At 68.2% G+C, this 515-nt stretch carries 1 protein-coding gene; it reads left to right on the plus strand.

The features are described from left to right. Nucleotides 1-515: autotransporter outer membrane beta-barrel domain-containing protein (locus LC490_RS24250; RefSeq protein ID WP_223621904.1), on the plus strand; the 515-nt coding region annotated here is incomplete at both ends.

A 515-nucleotide genomic window follows, 5' to 3' on the forward strand; every position in this document is an offset into this window, starting at 1 on the left:
GGCCGGTTCGATGTCGATTCGCAGCGCCGTTACTACAACGGTACCGCGATCCACACCTCGTCGGCGCGGCCGGATGCGAAGGTGGCGGCGCTGCGCGCGCGTTTGGACTGGAAGGACGCGGCGCAGTGGGGCGGGGTGAGAGTTTCGCCGTACCTGTCCTACACCTGGAACAAGACCGAGCTGGATGCTTACAGCGAAGACGGCGGCGGTTTCCCGTCGCGCTTCGAGCGCAGCGATTGGACGACGCGCGATGCGCGCTTGGGCACGGCGTTCTCGGGCCGGATCGGCGGCAGCAACGAACTGACGGTGTCGCTGGAAGCGGTCCGCCGTCTGGACAAGACGGTCAGCGGCACGCGCGGCGAGATCATCGACCTGTTCGGGTTCGATCTGCCCGGCGGCGAACTGGACCGCAGCTGGGGGCAGGCCTTGGTGGACTTCGACCACCGTTTCGGCAACGGTTCGGTGCTCGGCGTCGGCGCACGCGCATCCTCGTCGGGCGGCGATGCGGATTGGGG

Source organism: Lysobacter sp. ESA13C (assembly GCF_019970005.1).
Taxonomy (GTDB): domain Bacteria; phylum Pseudomonadota; class Gammaproteobacteria; order Xanthomonadales; family Xanthomonadaceae; genus Lysobacter; species Lysobacter antibioticus_B.